The organism is Glutamicibacter sp. MOO4 (genome assembly GCF_056934395.1).
This window is the reverse complement of record NZ_CM167800.1, coordinates 949129-966486: the sequence shown is the minus strand read 5'-3', so window position 1 is coordinate 966486 and position 17358 is coordinate 949129. Positions and strand designations below refer to the sequence as shown.

The 17358-nt window shown below is 52.4% G+C and carries 13 protein-coding genes and 1 pseudogene; 1 reads left to right on the top strand and 13 read right to left on the bottom strand.

Features of this window, described 5'->3' with window-relative positions:
* Positions 1–373: 373 nt before the first annotated feature.
* From mutM to AC1Z3F_RS04360, 4 genes are read right to left on the bottom strand one after another with little or no spacing between them, the layout of a single operon-like run.
* Entirely contained in the window at positions 374–1306 is a 933-nt protein-coding gene (mutM, locus tag AC1Z3F_RS04375) for a bifunctional DNA-formamidopyrimidine glycosylase/DNA-(apurinic or apyrimidinic site) lyase (protein ID WP_131088048.1), read from the bottom strand.
* A gap of 9 nt (positions 1307–1315) precedes the next feature.
* Positions 1316–1993 (bottom strand): ribonuclease III, encoded by a 678-nt coding sequence (gene rnc, locus AC1Z3F_RS04370; protein ID WP_444613278.1) that lies wholly within the window; start codon positions 1991–1993, stop codon positions 1316–1318.
* A 24-nt stretch (positions 1994–2017) separates the two neighbouring features.
* Positions 2018–2221 carry a 50S ribosomal protein L32 gene (gene rpmF, locus AC1Z3F_RS04365; RefSeq protein ID WP_060701450.1) on the bottom strand — a complete coding sequence of 68 codons (204 nt, stop codon included), beginning with the start codon at positions 2219–2221 and terminating at the stop codon, positions 2018–2020.
* Positions 2222–2238: 17 nt separating this feature from the next.
* Positions 2239–2745, bottom strand: coding sequence for a YceD family protein (locus tag AC1Z3F_RS04360; protein ID WP_207306456.1), 507 nt, complete (start codon positions 2743–2745; stop codon positions 2239–2241).
* Positions 2746–3183: 438 nt separating this feature from the next.
* On the opposite strand from AC1Z3F_RS04360, the gene AC1Z3F_RS04355 reads away from it, so the two are divergent.
* Positions 3184–4419, top strand: coding sequence for a CDP-glycerol glycerophosphotransferase family protein (locus AC1Z3F_RS04355; protein ID WP_483566660.1), 1236 nt, complete (start codon positions 3184–3186; stop codon positions 4417–4419).
* Positions 4420–4459: 40 nt separating this feature from the next.
* On the opposite strand, the pseudogene AC1Z3F_RS04350 reads toward AC1Z3F_RS04355, so the two are convergent.
* The 9 genes and pseudogenes from AC1Z3F_RS04350 to AC1Z3F_RS04310 form a co-directional block, all read right to left on the bottom strand.
* A pseudogene (locus AC1Z3F_RS04350) lies at positions 4460–5658 on the bottom strand (IS30 family transposase).
* 549 nt (positions 5659–6207) lie between these two features.
* Entirely contained in the window at positions 6208–10044 is a 3837-nt protein-coding gene (locus AC1Z3F_RS04345) for a CDP-glycerol glycerophosphotransferase family protein (RefSeq protein ID WP_483566659.1), read from the bottom strand.
* Positions 10045–10230: 186 nt separating this feature from the next.
* The gene (locus AC1Z3F_RS04340; protein ID WP_483566658.1) at positions 10231–11505 is read right to left on the bottom strand and encodes a CDP-glycerol glycerophosphotransferase family protein; all 1275 of its coding nucleotides are present in this window, start codon (positions 11503–11505) and stop codon (positions 10231–10233) included.
* A 48-nt stretch (positions 11506–11553) separates the two neighbouring features.
* Positions 11554–12015: an FAD synthase family protein gene (locus AC1Z3F_RS04335; RefSeq protein WP_444613275.1), complete on the bottom strand. Its 462-nt coding sequence runs from the start codon at positions 12013–12015 to the stop codon at positions 11554–11556.
* 154 nt (positions 12016–12169) lie between these two features.
* On the bottom strand, positions 12170–13540 hold the full coding sequence (locus AC1Z3F_RS04330) for a stealth conserved region 3 domain-containing protein (RefSeq protein WP_483566657.1): 1371 nt from the start codon (positions 13538–13540) through the stop codon (positions 12170–12172).
* Between the two features lie 209 nt (positions 13541–13749).
* The gene (locus AC1Z3F_RS04325) at positions 13750–14640 is read right to left on the bottom strand and encodes a glycosyltransferase family 2 protein (RefSeq protein ID WP_483566656.1); all 891 of its coding nucleotides are present in this window, start codon (positions 14638–14640) and stop codon (positions 13750–13752) included.
* Between the two features lie 44 nt (positions 14641–14684).
* Complete coding sequence (locus AC1Z3F_RS04320; protein ID WP_483566655.1) at positions 14685–15506, bottom strand: CDP-alcohol phosphatidyltransferase family protein; 822 nt, start codon at positions 15504–15506, stop codon at positions 14685–14687.
* Complete coding sequence (locus tag AC1Z3F_RS04315) at positions 15503–16540, bottom strand: glycosyltransferase family 2 protein (protein WP_483566654.1); 1038 nt, start codon at positions 16538–16540, stop codon at positions 15503–15505. The genes AC1Z3F_RS04320 and AC1Z3F_RS04315 overlap by 4 nt, the downstream gene beginning before the upstream one ends.
* Positions 16541–16547: 7 nt before the next feature.
* Entirely contained in the window at positions 16548–17267 is a 720-nt protein-coding gene (locus AC1Z3F_RS04310) for an ABC transporter ATP-binding protein (protein ID WP_483566653.1), read from the bottom strand.
* Positions 17268–17358 lie beyond the last annotated feature (91 nt).

Genomic DNA, 17358 nt, shown 5'->3' with positions numbered 1-17358 from the left:
GGTCTAGGTCCATGGGGTACAAAGAATGGCTCCCTTGAGCTCGGTTTTCGTTATACCGACATAGACATGGGTAACAAGTCAGAGGTGCGAGAATTCTTGATTTCTTGCCGCGAGAAGGTGGAATCACCTCAGGTGGGACTGCCCACTGGCCAAAACCGGCGAGTCCCCTGGTTGCGACGCATCGAGGTGGCCAACCCGAAGCCGGCGACGCCCGAGCGGCCGGCGGATCTATTCGGGACCATGAGGAATGGCTGCGCATTCGACGTGTATCTCCGGCACTATCCTGAGCCTGATCATTATCTGACTGGGCGCGGAAGCGCACGGCCTTATACAGGCCAAAGAAAGCTCTCAGCCCGAGACCAGCGAAGTGCGTTTACCGACCCCGCGCAGCACGTGGCCGCGGCTGACAGACCGGGCAACTATACGAAGAGCGACCCATAAACGGGTCACGGCGAATCAATGATTCCCTGCCCTGTTCGACGCACCGAAGGCATGTTTTCCCCTCGCGGCCGTAGGCGTTCAGTGAGCGCGCAAAGTAACCGCTAGCGCCATTCACGTTGACGTACAAGGAATCAAAACTAGTCCCACCGGCAGCGAGCGCGCGAGTCATGACGTCTTTCAAAGCATCATTAAGTCGTTGAACTTCGTTGCGCCGTATCGTTGCAGTTTTACGCAGCCCAGAGAGTTGTGCCAACCAGAGGGCTTCATCCGCGTAGATGTTGCCAACACCAGAGATGACTCCCTGATCCAAGATGGCACGCTTCAGGTCTGTACTGCGTTTGCGCAGGGATACGTAAAGGTCTTCTGCACTGCGGTATGGATCTAGCACGTCTCTAGCGATGTGCGCGGCGGCTAGCGGAATAGCGGCCTGGTCGCTTCCGTCTCCCCCAGGGAAACCGTCACTAGTTGGAACGAGCGGTGAGATAAACATTCCACCAAAGATGCGCTGATCTATGAATCTGAGCTCACTGGGATAATCCAAGTGATCACTGAGCGTTAGCCGGACTTTAAGATGTTTTTCGTCGGGTGCATCAGTTTGCTCAACCAGCAGCTGCCCGCTCATGCCCAGATGTGCCATCAGGACGGCAGGAGTAGCAAGCCCGTCAAGGCCCATCCAAAGAAATTTGCCTCTACGGGCAACAGAAGAAATGGTGCAACCGGTCAAGGTTTGCTCAAAGTCGATAACACCATCAAGGTGTCTTCTGACAGAACGTGGGTCCAACACCTGAGCGGTTTGAACTGTACGGGTGCGAACCCACTTCTCTAGCCCACGTCGGACTACTTCAACTTCGGGAAGTTCAGGCATGCGCAGTACCTAACGCTTAGGAACTTGCTCGCCAGGATTAAATTGCAGCCACGTTTGGTGGGCAGCTTCTTGCTCGGCCTCTTTTTTGGATGGACCGTGGCCTTCGCCGTAGCCCTTTTCAGCGATGCGCAAGGTGGCTACGTAAGTGCGGGCGTGATCTGGCCCGGAACCGGCAACGTCGTAGCGAAGTTCGCCCATTTTCTGCGAGGCAACAACTTCTTGGATGACAGTCTTCCAGTCGGTAGTCGCACCCACCAGACGAGGGTCTTCAAGCAACGGGGTAACAAAACGCAGGACAAATGCACGCGCGGCGTCCATCCCCTGCACTAGGTACGTTGCGCCCAAAATTGCTTCCATGGTGTCAGCCAGGATGGAGGACTTGTTTGCTCCGTTGGATTGGGCTTCGCCACGTCCGAGAAGCAGGTGTTCGCCTACTTGGAGGTCACGGGCAATGATGGCCAATGCGCGGGTGCTGACGATTGCAGCTCGACGTTTCGCTAGATCGCCTTCAGGCAGATCAGGGAAAGTAGCGTACAAGTATTCAGCTACGCAGAAGCCAAGGATTGAGTCGCCGAGGAATTCAAGGCGCTCGTTCGTTGGAATGCCACCGTTCTCGTATGAATACGAGCGATGGGTAAATGCAAGACGAAACGTCTCGGAATCAATATCGATTCCGAGACGCTTCATTAGTTCTTCTTTAGAAGACATGTCTTAGACGTCTGCGACCTTGCGACCCTTGTACTCAAGGAACAATTCGGTACCAGCCGAGTCAGTCACAACCTTTGCCTGGTGAGGCAGGCTGTAGGTTACGCGACCGTTTTCAACGGTCTTAACCAAGCTCGGTGCGGTAGCCTTCCACTGAGAACGGCGGGCACGAGTATTCGCACGGGACATCTTCCGCTTTGGAACAGCCACGACTACTTCTCTTCTCTCTAGTCTAACGTTTTGTTTTGTGCCACATCTTCTGTGGCGTTGTCGGACAGCTGCGCTAGCGCTGCCCAACGTGGATCAAGAACCTCATGGTGATGCTCAGGTTCATCGTTGAGGTTGATTCCGCATTCGTTGCAGAGCCCCAAGCAATCTTCCCGGCAAACCGGCTGGAACGGCAGGGCGGTAACCACTGCGCTCCGCAATACCGGATCGATGTCAATCAAGTCACCGACTACCCAATACTGATCCACATCATCATCGTCTTCGAATTCTTCGCTCTCTTCATAGTAGAAGAGCTCTTGAATATCAGCCTCGTAGTCGTACTCGATAGGATCAAGGCATCGTCCACATTCCCCAGCAATTTGCGCTGTAGCGGTACCCGATACCAAAATTCCCTCATGTACGGCTTCAAGGCGAAGATCTAAGTCAAGCTCAGATCCTCCACGAATACCGATGAGTGCATTTCCCACATCAGTGGGTGCCGGAACCTGCTCGTTTAGAGTCTCCATAGAGCCCGGCGAACGGCCGAGATCCCTGGTTGAAAAAACCAGAGGCGAGTTGCGATCGAGTGCGTCATGTGACGATCGATCAGAACGCTTTTCGCTAATGATGACTCCTACTAAAACATAGTCCGACATTCCATCTTAGCTTGCCGCGACCCAAGTTCCCAAACTGAAACCAGCCAAAGAACCCGGATGTTGGTGTTGCACTCACCACAGCCTATCGCAGTGTCCAGTAAAAGACAGAACACTACACAGCCAAACCAAGCCAAGGGCTCAACTATCGCAATTTATAAACCGCCTTGCACGTTACCTGAGCAAATTTAGGTCATAAGCTCAAAATTCCCTATGTACATAGGCGTTTCAAGGCATGTCAACAGTCCTCAGCTAGATCTTGACCTTATGCTTATGAGAACAGGCAGTTACTAGCGGCAAAAAGGATTTGAGATGAAGGTGTTCAACACCCTGAACAGGGCGGCAAGCTATGCCGGCCAACGCCTTGCTGCTAGGCAGCAACGACAGTTCATCACTCGTCATGCCACAGAGCTATTCCACACTCCTGTTGGTAACGCCCGTTATAAAGTCGCCCTGTACTTCGCAGATGAGATGATCAACGCCTATCAGATTCGCCAATGGTACGAACCGATGAAACGCCTGGCTGAATTCCTGCCAGTTGTTGTCATCACCCGTGGCCCGGATTCCGCCTTGGCTTTACGTGAAGAATGCCCACTGCCTGTTCACTACGCGCCAACCATTGAAGATGTTGAGCGCTTAGTTGATTCCCAAGATTTGCGTCTGGTCTTCTACGTAAACCAGAACATCCGTAATTTCCAGATGATGCGCTTCAATCAACCCAACCACGTCTTCATCAGCCATGGTGAAAGCGAAAAGGCCTACATGTGGTCCAACCAGCTGAAGGCCTATGACTATGTCTTCTCCGCTGGCCAGGCCGCCCGCGATCGCCTGGAACTGCACTTACGTAACTATGATGCCCAAGAACGAACTCGTCTGATCGGTCGTCCTCAGATTGACGTTTCCTACTTGGCCCCGTACTCGCTGAACCCGTCTCTGCCAACGGTGCTCTACGCGCCAACGTGGGAGGGTGACCGTCCTTCAATGAATTATGGATCAGTTGTTTCGCACGGCGAGCAACTGGTTGATGCCCTCATTAAAGACGGTGGCTTCAACTTGATCTTCCGTCCGCACCCACGCTCCGGAATGAATTCCGCAGCCTACGGGCAAATGGTGGAAAAGATTCGCCACAAGCTCGCAGCAGCCAATGCAACGTCGAGTGCTCGGTTACTCTTTGACGACACCGCGCATTGGGGGTGGCAATGGGCCGAATCAGATTTGTGCATCACCGACATCTCCGCAGTTGCCTATGACTTCTTGGCCACCGGTAAGCCGATGTTTGTTACCAAGCCAGTATCTAAGGAAGCCACGGTTACCGATTCGCCAGCATTGGCCAAGGTACCGTCGCTCAGCGCTGACGCTTCTCACGATGCGGCTTCGCTGATTCGTGCCGCTCTAGCTGAAGAGAACGCCAGCTTCCGAGAAGTTGTTGACTACTACTTTGGTGACGTGACGGCGGGAGCCAGCATGCATCGCTTCATTACCGAGTCACTCAAGCTTGTTGTTGGCGAAGTCCAGACCCAACAGTTGCCGATAAAAAAGGCAGCCTAAGGTCACGGCGGGTTCTAGCGATCGTCGCAACACCGACGGTCTAGGCCTCTAACAATAATTCATGCATACGCTCGGCTGGAGCCTTCCAGTCGAGCGTTTTGCGTGGACGCCCATTAAGCAACACCGCCACCTGCTCCAAATCCTCCGGACCATACTTGCTCAAATCAGTACCCTTCGGAAAATACTGACGCAACAACCCATTCGTGTTCTCATTAGAACCACGCTGCCAAGGACTGTGCGGATCACAGAAATACACATCCATATCCGTCGCCTCGCTAAACGACTTATGCAACGCCATCTCAATACCCTGATCCCACGTCAAAGAACCACGCAACGCTTCAGGCAACGTCGCCATTGTCGCAATCAGCCCGTCACGCACCGTCTCTGCCGTATGGTCACCAGGCAAATGCACGAGCATCACAAACCGGGTGGCGCGTTCAACCAGCGTGCCAATCGCTGACTGATTCCCCGCACCCATAATCAAGTCACCTTCCCAATGACCTGGCACGGCACGGTCCTGAGCCTCAGCAGGACGTTCACTGATATTAATCATCGGATCACGGAAACGCGGACGGCGCTCATCAACCTTCTTCTGTGGTTTGCGGCGCACCCTGCCCGAACGCAGGGTATGAACAACTTCTCGTTTCAAAGCACCACGGGCTTGCACAAAGATTGATTGATACACCGTTTCGTGAGTCACTCGCATCTCCAAATCATCAGGGTAATCAGCAACCAAACGGAAACAGATTTGTTCCGGTGACCACCCTAGACGCAAACCATAAACAACGTAATCACGTAACGGACCAGGACAAGCAAGTTTCGCTTCCTTCGGCCGTGCCCTACGGGCCACAGCCTGCCGGTGCGCCGCGTGAGGATAATAATCATCCTGGGCAGTGCAGTTTCGTCGCAGTTCTCTACTGATGGTGGACGGTGCACGGTTAGCTTGATGGCGATCTGACGTATCGAGTGCCCAGCAATGCCTAGCGCATAGATTTCTTCGCGTTCAGTCATGGACAGATATCGCGGATCAATCTGCTTCTCCAGCGCGGGAAGACTTGGACTCGCGGTATTGTGCTGCCGACCCGACTCGGTCGTGTAGGTGGTCATTCCACTGTTATAGTCCACCACCCGACCGTCAGGATAGGCCTGTCTGCTTCGGCCGTAACGGATACCCTTTTCCCAACGCCGAACAGATTCTGGATGGACGCCCACCTGATTGGTCGCTTCCCGACGGCTCATACCCTCGGCGCGAAGGCGGAAGAACTCTTCACGTTTGCCCACGTGAGATGCCGGAATTTTTACCTTTGCCTTAACCGCCCATTGGTAGCAAGTGTGGATCGGTATATTGACTTCGCGTGCCGCTTGGCTAACGTTTTGAAGCTTGTCGAAGGCAACGAAGAATTCCTCTTTCTCTTCTTGCGTGTATCGCGTTTTGGGCTTGCCACGAGTGGCGGAAGGAGCCGATCGGGATGATGACCAGCCGTGTTTTTTGGCGAGTTGATACGCCACGGGAAGTGAGACGCCGATGGCTTGGGCGGCATCTTTGACACGCTGAGTCTCATCGAGCACTTCGTTGAAACGTTGCTTCTCGTCCGGTGTGAGTCTCGCTCTGCGAGCTCGTTTCCGGGTGGCGGGTGACGGGTTCTGGGTTAAATGAGGCACGGCCGTTGCAACTCCTGATTATTCAGGGTGTTGCAACGACCGTTAGAACCCGCCCACCAGCTAGAAGAACGTTAACGAAATAGTGGAGTGCGAAGAAATTCGCACTCCACTATTTGCGTCCGTACCCTAAACCTTGACTGGCTCGACTAGCCGTTCAAATTGGCTCAGCGCACTTGCCTGATATTCCTCGGGATTAAAGGTCTTTTCAGACTGGAACCCGTTCAGGTGCTTGATCATGCCTTCAGCCAAACCGTCCGCTGAATTCTCTACGAGTAACCCGAAGCCACCTTCAAGGACACTGCGCGAGGCCACAACGTCAGTTGATATAGCTGGCATTCCAAGCATCATTGCCTCGATCATGGCCAGCCCTTGACCTTCATAGTCTGAAGAGAAGACAAAGCAATCAGCAGTTTTCAACGTTGGGAATGGGTTAGCAAGAAGTCCCGTCACCACTACATGTCCGGTCAACCCTCGCGCCTTGATCTCATTTTCAAGGTCACTTCGCAGTGGGCCATCACCGATGAGCAACAAACGAGTATCTGGGTTCTGCTCATGAACCTGCGCAAAAGCCTGAAGCAGTTTCATCTGCCCCTTTTCAGGCGACAGGCGTGCCATGTTGGCGAAGACCGTCAGACCAACACCGTCAAATACATGAACTGGCTCTTCTAGAGTTGACCAAACTATCGGCTTTTCTAGATCCAAGAGATTCTCAGACACGGTGAACTTCTCTGGATCTATACCGAAGAGTCTTGAGAGTTCCTTTTCATTCTGCTCCCCCACACTGTTTGTCACCGAAACCAATTGATCATAGTGGCGATAAGTGGCAAACAGCCCTGACATTGTTCCAAAGAGAAGCTTCCACTCGCCCACCATGTCGTTGTGCAGGTAGATGAAGTTGCGTTCTGCATTATTCCGAGCGGCAGCAAAAAGGCTGGCCCAGAAGCGCGAGTACCCTTCAAAGTTGATGGCGGCGTCAAACTTGGCATCACCAAAGGAGCGCTGCATCTCTCGGGTCATGGTTTGCATGTGCACATTCTCAGCACCCGGCGAATCAAACCCGCGATGGGCATGATAGCCATCGGAGACGTGACGTTCCTCCGCTGACATAATCGTTGCCCCAGCACGTGGCAAGATCTTCACGTGTTCAGGCAATGAAGACAGGATCTCCATTGAGTCTGCGTTTTTGCTTACCGCACCCATGTCTACCGCAACAGATACAAGGTACTTTTCTGGGTCCAAGGATCCAATGAGATTGGTAAACGCCGTGGCAATGCCGTTGGGCTTAAACGGTCCTTGGAAGAACAGTAGCTTTGTGCGTTCATCTATTGCAGGGGTAAGAACATGACTCTGGTCAGCGAAGAAGAAGAATTCGATAACACGTTGAACAGCGTGCCCGTCTTCCATGGAAGCGAAGGTTTCCAGATTCGTCTCAAAATTCGGGTGCAGTAGTGCATCAGCACTGGCTAATTGGCGCTGCAGTTCTGTTGCTACATCCTGGATTGAGTCGAGCACTTCTCCAGGCCACGTGGAGCGCTCAAAGTAGAGTCCACGCTCTGCCTCATAGGCTTCAAAGTCAGGGGTATAGAAGATCACTGGCTTTTTCGCTGGCAAGAAGTCATAGAAGATCGACGAGTAATCGGTGATCAATACGTCAATGACAGCAAGTAGTTCATTGGTGTCAATTGAAGAAGGGACTACGGTCGCGTCCAGTTCTGCGTCACCAATGAGTTTCTCGGCAAATCGGTGCGCACGGAAGAGCATGTGGTGCTCCCCTTGGGCGAGTGTGGCTAAGTCCTCGACCAGGCCACTGACATCGTAGGCCTGGTCTTTGAGCTGGCCACGCCAGGTGGGAGCAAACAGAACAATCTTCTGATGGTTATTAGGATCAATCCCCAATTCGGTCAGGATTTCATTCCGTCGCTGCGCGGTCATATTGACCATCTGGTCAATTCGAGGGCTTCCGGTCAGCGCAACCTGGGCTGGGAACAAGCCATCAAGATCGTGGTCCGTGCTCAGGGTCTTGAGCGTGTGGGCGTTCGGGACCATCATGTGTGTGGTCTGCAGGAAGTTGCGCTGCACGTTACGGTGCTCCGCCACACCATCCTTCACGAGCTTACCCATGAACTTCAGCGGAGTACCGTGCCAAGTGTTTAATACCTGCTGGCCTTCACGGCGCGCGAAGTACGTTGGGAACGTGGCATTGTTGATCAAATATTTTGCCGTGCCCAGCAACCGGATGTATTTGTCAGAATGTTGCTTGATCACTGCGACATCAGGATCATTGGCCAGCTGTGCTGGAACCTCGGAGTATTCGTTGTACACCCAGGCGTAGCGGAATTTTGCGAAGCGAGGATCCTGACGCATGCCGCGGTAGATCGCGTACGGATGGCAGTGAACATTCTTGCCATGTGAAGATTCGAAGAGCACCAGGTGCTCATCCAGTTCTTCAACTTCGCGGGCATGAATGGCTAGAGCACCACGACGACGGCCCACACCCTTAAGTGCATCGCCTAGTCCTGCTACTGAGATCTCAGTAAACAGAATCATGCCAACAAAGTACTGGCACGCTTTCTCAAATTCTCCCAGCTTGGCATAGGCCTGTCCGGCCCTAGCCTGCCACTGACGTTCTGTGGAGGATGCATGCCATAGCGCAGACGAATACGACTGGGCAGCGACTGACCAGTCACCGGTGGCCGCAGCGATGGCAGCACGTTGGCGATGCTCATTGGCGCGCAAGCCAGCTGCCTTGGAACCCTCGAACGAGGTACCTAGGTAGCCCCAATCGGAAGCTGCCTGCAAATAACGTTCACTTGCCTCAGCGAATCGACCAAGCTGGTGCAGGCTATGGGCATAACGGAAGAGCGCAACTGAACTTTCAATGCGCTTCTGCTCCGGCAACAAGTCAACAAACTGGGAAAAGCTTTGTTCTGCGGCTTCAAAATCGCCTGCACGAGAGAGAACGCGTCCTTGGACGTAGCCGGCAAGCACTCGTTCTTGAACAGTGTCGGCTAGATTCTGCGCACGCTGGTAGTAATCCGCTGCCTGCCGGAATTCAAACAGACGGGTAGCAGCTTCGCCGGCACGGTAGTTGAGAAGGTAAAGATTGTTGTTTTCTTCAGTGAGCGAAAGCTGAGTTTCATAGGCGTCTAGGGCCTTATTCCAGTCATCTTCACGTTCGTGAATCTTGCCGATGCCAATACTTTGAACAGTCTTATCACGCGAGCGAAGTACAGCATTTGAATACGCTACCTCAGCTTCGTCCTGCTTGCCTTGTTCTTCGAGGCTACGTCCCAAGCCGTACCAGTAATTCACATGGCTATCATCAAGTTCTAAGGCTTTACGGTAATACTTTTCTGCCTGCTCGAACCTGGACATGTACGTTGCGGCTTGCGCAGTAAGGAAGAACCAGTTCGGATCATCGGCATGCTGGTTTTCATGTTGCACGCGAACATCTAGTTCACGCCAGCGCTGGCTGTTATTCAGTAGGAACGTGGCAATCGCCGAAGACGCCTTGGGATCATCCGGGAAATCTGAGACCAGCCCATCGAGGACCGATGATGCTAGGTCACCTTTTCTGGCCACGCGGGCACAACGGGCCCAGCGGATACGCCAAGTCATCTTGCTCGGGTCACCCTGGCACGCCGCTTCAAAAAGCTCTAGGGCGCGCTCATACTTCTTTAGACGTTGCATGGTTAGAGCAAGTGTTTGAATCCAACCGTAGCGATGAGGCTGACGCGCGATAGCCGCTTCAATTTGGTGCATGGCCTTGGTGTACTGCTTGCACTTGTACAAGCTGAATCCGTAGCGAAATTGAATCTCAGATGATTGCGAAATCCCGGTGGACAACGTCCGCTCGTAGTACATTGCAGCAATCTTGTAGCGTCCGAGGCGCTCAATACGACGCCCTAACCCCAGAGCAACACGAGTACGAATTACATCCACCAGATTATTTCCTTCAAACATGGTCTTACCCTTGAGCACCAACCAACATGTGCTCACATAACTACCGATTCTGCCTTAATCTATTCGTGATTTACCCGATTGCGATGAGAGTGTTGGACTCGCGTCGGACAAAACTAGTGGCAGACCAAAAACACCCCGAGTCAACCGAAGGAAGACTTGGGGCGTTGATGAAAGACTATTTCAGATTTAGCTGTGCCATCCGCGGAAATTAACCAAGCTGGCTTCACGCTCAACAATCAGTTCCTGCACAAACTCTTGGAACTTCTTAGTTGAATCACCACGGCGCAAGTCACCGAAGTAGAACTGACGCATTTCTAGACGCTGTGCACGGTGACTATCTTCAGTCAATGCTTCCTCTAGCAACGCAGGAAGTACTTCAGAAGATTTCTTGTCAACAACGTGGCAGGCTTGAGCGATCGGCGCATCACGATGTAGGTTTTCACGATTGTTCCGACGGTCCGAAATCACCAAAGGTTTTTCCGGATGCAGATACAGGTAATCCAACCCAACGCTGGATACGTCGGTAATCAAGGCATCGGTGGACTCGAACATAGCAAGGATATTTCCCTGCTCGGAGATCACATGCTCGTTGCCTTCTTCAATGGCAATCTGGAGCAGTTCCTTGATCTGGCGGTGCGCTTGAGCCACGCCTGGAGTCTTGCTTGACTGCACTCGAGGATGAGGCTTGTAGATGATCCGCAAATCCGGCTTCTCCAGCAGAGCTTCAATAATTGCCACACCGTACTGGTCCAACGAGGTGTAATTATTGTCCTCGTTTTCACCTTCCCACGTTGGCGCATACATGACGTCAAACTTTTCGCTTGGGGCCAGTTCAGGTTTGAAGTCAATGTCCAGCTGTGGGCGTCCAGTGACCAGCAATTTGTTGAAGTCAAAGTCAATCAGCATAGCCTCATGACGCTTGATGGCTGCGGGGCCAGCAACAAAGACCTTGTCATAAGCTTTGGCTTTGTTTGAAACCATCGAAAGCTTGTCGCTCTCACCGTGGTTAACGTGAACATGGACCAGACGAGGATGATCCAAAGACTGGAAGTTACTACGTGAGTTGTTTACGTAGATGACCAGCTTGAGATCGTTGTCGTCGTAAGCGTCCATAAGATCTGAGAAACGGCGCACAAAAATCTTAGGAAGATCCGTCACCTTACTTGCCGCATTAAAAGCACTGAGGGTGCGGAAGACCAACAGAACTTGTTCTTTCTCATGCAACTCTTCAAGCACAGGCAACCACTGATTCACCTGGTAGATCTTGTCTGCGCCGTCGCCAAAGTACACGGCTACGGAACCAGGCAACGGCACGTTGGATACACCAACATTGGCGCCAGCCGGCTTATTAGCAAAGCCCATGGCCCGAGTCAGACGCTTACCCTCAGGCCGGCGTCCAACCTTGCGTAGTGCGACTTTAACGCGGGACTTGATAGAGCTCTTGATATTCAAGCTAGACATAGAATCTTTCGATAAAAGGCTTCAGCAATACGGTGGTTAGAACTACGTTTAGCTCAGTTCTTTAACGATCTGGCTCAATGTATCCAGCGTACTCTTCAATGAGGCCACGTGACGCTCGTCGAATTCACTCAGAACGCGCTTTAGCTCAGTGGTTGAGATTCCATCGGTACGTGGCAAGTAGACAACTTCAACCTCGTCACCGAGGTCATCAAACTTGCCCTTCCAGTCTTCACCGATTCCAAAGACCTTTGCATCGTACTTGGCAATGTCCAAGCGCTTCTGCTCCCAGTTTTCTTCAGGAATAGCCAAGTCAACGTACTCAATGGCCTGCACGATTTCGCGACGCTGCTCAAAAGGAACCACCGGCTTCTTGCCCTTGATGGCGTTGAACTCATCGGTCGAAACACCGACGATCAAGCGATCCCCCTTGGCCTTAAGGCGCTTCAAGATATTGAGGTGACCGACGTGAAAGAGGTCGAAAGTGCCGTAAGTAAGAACCGTTTTGGTCATTAGTAGTCTCCTGCGGTAGTGAGCAACACACCTCGATTCCGAGGTCTAAATCACAGGCCCAATTCTGCCTGACCTGTGGTTGCTCATGTAATTGATGTTTGAAAGTTTCAAAAATCATGTCATGTCGAACTGGACGAAAACTGAATGCAGCGCGTCACTTCTCGTAGGAAGATTTAAACGGGAACAACGCGTCCAGCACCCTCTTTGCCAATTGACCGCGTTTTTCTTTCTCGCTGACACTGGCAACTTCGTTCAGGCAAAACATCTGCATGCCGCGCCCTCGAACAAGTCGATAGAGCTTCATCGGCAAATGATCGCCGCCTAAATCAACATACGAATAGTCAATGTCAGCTGGTACGCCTAGCCCTTCGGCGGCAGCAACATAGTGTGCGAGCGAGGAAGGCACCGAAATATCTTCAACGTGCCTAAACTTGTGTCTTGCTGTGGCTTTCACTTCATCGGGAAAAGTTTCCCTAATTAGTTTGTGTATACTGCGAAGTTGCGGATGAGCAACATGTTTAAACTTCAGAGCAGTTGTTTTCCCGTATTTTGACTCGATTAGCCCTGCATTCAATTTAGCCGCAAGGTTTACTGCAAGACGGGGATTGGCGGCCTCAGCGTAGTGGGCTTTCGCTAACGAGTATTTTACCGAACCACTTCCGGTGAAGAACACATTCGGGGACATTGGCCGCCCGAAGAAGATGTCGTCGTTGACGTAGATGAAGTGTTCTGAGAGCCCCTCGATATTCGCAAGCTGCGTTTCAATCGCATGCGAGTTAAACGTCGGGAGACATTCCGCGGGATCGTCAAAGATCTCAGTATGACTAACAAGCTTTATCTTTGTATTTTCCGTGTCCAGCCAGCAAGGAACTTGCCCCGCCGTGACCAGATATATGTTCCGGATCCACGGCATGTTCATTTCCAAGGACCGTAGGGAATATTTGAGTTCATCCCGCGATGTATAACGACCTAAATCGCGGCTTGTGGGATGCGCTTCTCCAGCGGGAACCGACTGTTTGAATTCGCGATACGAGGTTTGCCACTCAGGATCAGCAGAATCTACCCAGGTATAAACGGCATCTATGGGAGAAGTGAAGTCCTGGACGTCCGGTGCGAATGTCTTTCCGTCAGAATAGACAGCCCACAAAGCGCCAACCCCGGACTGTCGTCTACGGGTGATGCCTGGCGTGGAATTAGAACTTTGGACGGACCATACTTGCAAGGCACCAAAGCTAGCAGCAACAGAGTCAGCGCGTGTGAGCCTAAACCCATCTGCAGAGAAGCCCTCAACTAGTAGAGCCCAATCGGATTTTGAAACAGTGGAAATGCCCAGCAAAGGATCTTGTGAAAAATCAATGCCTAGACGCTTGGCTACGGAACGCGAACTGGCAATATTCGCATCCCGAACGTCAGTGATGCTAAGCGAGCTATGCGCTGCGTTGCTGGTCGACCATGCAAGAACCTTTTCCCAGAACGGATCAGGGAGACTACGGCTTAGCTGCCCTCTCCACCCGTGGATTCCCAAATTTCACACCGTCCAACAGTCGTAAGTATCACGCATGACAAAGAATTCCATGCTTCGTTCAAAAACATCTTACCGCTTGTTCATCTAAAGTTTGAACAGCGCAGTGAGAAACATCGTACCAACAGGATCGAATCCGGCTTCGTTTCTGGACGATAATTAAGAGTGATTCGTTCGCGCTATGACGTCATAATTACAGCCGCAAAGGTGTGTTAGATAATCGGCGGTCGCCCAGAAAGGGTCATCCTCAGCAAGGTGATCCAGCGAAGCTTCGCGCGCGGTTCCTTGTACCAAGGGCTGCCTTTCCAGCCTGCCTTCCAGCCAGCCAGATACTGCTTGACCGCGTTTGGCTTGTCCCGCATGCGCAGGCATTCGATCAGCATCCACGTGGTCGGGTAGATAAAGCTAAACGGAGCTGGCAGATTTCGGCGAGCAAGCCACACCCGGTTACGCGCATTAAGACGGTAGAACTCTTCGTGCCTGCGTGGATCAACCACAGGGTGGGCGATACGCATATCGCCTGCGTACCAGACGTAAGTTCCGGTATCCCAAATACGCCATGCCAGCTCAATACCTTCGTGGGCGTACCAGAATCCGCCGGCCCATCCGCCGGTGAGGTCGAATAGCTCGCGAGTCGTAACCAAGCAAGTTTCGCCAACGTGGAATACTCGGCTCGGTTCTTCAGCAGTGCGCTTCTTTAGACGTGGAATCCAACGGGTTGGATCTTGATCGCTGTGCTCCGGGTCAGTAATTCGTGGCTGAAGAAGACCCATGCGCGGATACTTTTTGAATCGCTGTACAGCAGCAATCAGAAAATCATCGTCCAAGAACCAGGAGTCATCATCCAGGAAGCAAAGATACTCGCCCTCAACTTGCCCTACTCCCGCGTTCCTACCGGCAGGAATTCCCAAGTTTTCCGGTAAGAAGTGAGTCTTGATGCCTGCAGGTATATCGGTTGGGTCCCAACCGTTTCCCACGACTACGGCATCAATGGTGACGTCTGACTGCGACAACAATGAGTCAAGAGCCCGACGTAGCTCGACCGGACGGTTGCCCATGGTCAGTACGACAACACCGATTGTTGGAGCTAATCGCTTTTCCATGCACTCCCCTTTCCGTTTATTCGAATTGATACTGCGTCAAAGCTCTAAGCCTTCAAACGCGACGAAACCATGTTTGATAGGAAATGGCCAATATTCACCAGCACACATGCCGGCAGCAAGATCCAAATCATCCACTTTTCAGCGAGGCCCGGAGTTCCAGCTAGGCCAGAAATAATGGAGCAAACCAGGATGAGCAAGCTTAGCTCCACGGCATGCAGAAGACGGTGGAACGGAAGGAAGCGTGCAAGCGAGCGCAGGCGGCCAATCACGGTGGTCGTAGAAACTGCTCGCGCCTCGGCAGTATCTGGCAATTTAGTCAGACCCGCCATGCCACGCGCAGCATGCACCATAAGCGACTGTGAACGGTTCAGGACCAGCAAGACCGACAGGCATGCACTCATAAACAAGGTTGGCCAGGCTTGTTCAGTGAGCAGGCCATCAGCGGACAGCTCCTTGAACACTCGATAACCCAAGGCAATGGGAATCAATGCCTCGGTGGTGTGGTGACCCACCATGTCGATGAAAATTCCACGTGGAGATTGTGAAGCGCGCCAGCGGGCTACCTCACCATCTGAACAGTCAAAGTACAACTGCACTTGGGACAGCACTACAGCAAGTAAGGGTCCCCAAATGCCTGGGATCAGCAGTGCCAAAGACATGCACCAACCAGCCAGAATCATCAGACCGGTCACGCCGTTGGCTGTGATTCGAGTTCTTACCAAAACTGCGGTCAGATAAATTGAGATGTGTCGCAAATACAGTTCAGCAGTCCAGTGTTCCGCGTTTTTCCTTGCTTTGACCTCCGGCGGCTGGCAAACAGCGCGGAGTTGCTCAAGCGTTGGATTTTTTGGGCGTTGAACGCTCACTTAACACGACCCTTGTCCAAGGTACCTGCGGCACCAAAAATACGGCCCTTCAGATAACCAGCAGCCCACGGAAGGTGAATAGATTGGAAAGCCGCAGCAGTCAGAAGTTTCTCTTTTAGGTTCTCACCCTTGGATGCCAATCCAGCTGCTACCGTGGCCGCCGCATAAACCATGGGCGCAGAGGCAGCAAGGTTTACGAGCGATTGCACCGATGGCGATACACGTCCGCGCGTCAACGGCGCAAGGCTCAACGCAACAGATCCAATGCCCACACCGGCCAATAGCAATGGCGGGATGTCATGTCGCAATGATTTCCCTTCCGGGAATCTGCGCGCAATCTCTCCACGCCAAGTTCCTGAGGCAAAGGACTGACGCGCTAGCGCCACGAAGTTATCTCGTGGGTAATATCCAACTTTGAGTTCCGGATCAAACCAAACCTTGTGTCCCGCCTGGCGGATACGCAAGCACAGTTCCCAGTCCTGAGCTCGCCACATGTTTTCGTCGTAGAAACCAACTTCATCAAATACTTCGCGTCGGAAGATTCCTAGGTAAGCAGACTCGGCTTCACCCTCAGGCGCACCGGAATGGTATGCCGGTCCCCCAAAACCAAATTTGGAGTGGTACGCTGCCGCAATAGCTCGCTGAACAGGAGTTTTTCCTCGCGCGTCCATCAGGCCGCCAACATCGTGGGCGCCTACGCGATAAAGCGTCTCCACACCCCGACTCGTGTAATTGGCAGGGAGTTCACTATGCGCGTCAACACGCATGATGATCGGATGAGATGACTTTCTGATAGCTAAGTTCAGAGCAATCGGCGTACGCCCAAGAGGATTATCGACCAAGATCAGCCGAGGATCCGAGGCCGCTAATCGCTGAGCAACTTCATCGGTATCATCGGTGCTTGGACCCAGAGCAATAATCAGCTCTTTATCGCCGTCATAATCCTGGGTCAGAATTGAACTGACTGCTTCTTCTAGATAATCAGCTTCATTCAGCACTGGCATGACGTACGATACGCCGGGAAGTTCAGTCATTCGTCTCTTACTTCTTATGTTGCTGGTAGGCCTTGATCACGGTGTCCGGGTCGCCATCCATCTTCTGGACGCCTTTTTCAATCCAGATACAGCGGTTGCAAGTTTCTTTAATGGAGTTCATCGAGTGAGACACCAAGAACACGGTTCCGGCGTTTTCGCGGATTTCACGGATCTTGGCTTCGCTTCGCTTACGGAACTTCGCATCGCCAACGGCCAAGGCCTCATCAACGATGAGAATGTCGTGCTCTTTGGACGCAGCGATTGCAAACTTCAGACGGGCGGCCATACCTGAGGAATACGTTCGCATTGGAAGATCAATAAACTCTTCCAACTCTGCAAACTTAGTGATTTCCTCACGCATCTGCTCAACCTGCTCACGGTTGTAGCCCAATGCCAATCCACCCAAAGTGATGTTCTTATCACCGGAAAGATCCGGGATTAGTGCCGCTCCAACGCCAAGCAGGCTTGGCCGCGAGCGGGCATACACAGAACCGTCGGCAGGTGGAGTTAATCCTGTGATGGCACGCAGAAGAGTTGACTTACCGGAACCGTTAGAACCGATAATTCCGATGGACTCGTTTTCATACGCAACGAAAGAAATACCCTTCAATGCGTGTACGGTCCTAACTCCACGCATCTTTGGCTGAAGGAGCTTACGAGCGCCAGCGTTGCCCACGGCTTTACCGCTGGAAAACACTTGGTATTTGACGTGAAGGTTATCGACCATCACGACAGGCTTGCGTGATGCATCGATTGTCAGTATAGAGGGCTTAATATCCTCCGGTTTCACGACGTCTATGAAAGACGTGTCGTCCGAA